We start from the raw sequence: 258 nt of genomic DNA on the forward strand, positions 1-258 counted from the left end.
GGCGCGTCCCGTCAACCGACCGAGGCCGATCTACGTCAGGCGCGGGAGGCCATGCAAATCGCGCTCGGCAAGGCGCAGCAGCCGGCTTTCGTATCGAAGACACGGGCGCGCTGGCAGGACACCAAGCGACGCTATGAGGCCGCGGCCGAACGGCTCGATCGCAGCGCCGACCGTGAGGACCGCAAGCTGGCGCGCGATGTGCGCCAATTCATACAGGAGCGCGGCAGCATCGAGACGGTGCCCGACCGTATGCTGCGC

1 pseudogene is annotated in these 258 nt (G+C 68.6%); it reads left to right on the plus strand.

The annotated features are described in order from the left end of the window. Window positions 1-51: 51 nt before the first annotated feature. Window positions 52-258 (plus strand): annotated as a pseudogene (locus AC0KVN_RS27695) (relaxase/mobilization nuclease domain-containing protein); the annotation flags it as partial.

It is taken from the genome of Sphingobium sp. SG1, from assembly GCF_057063145.1.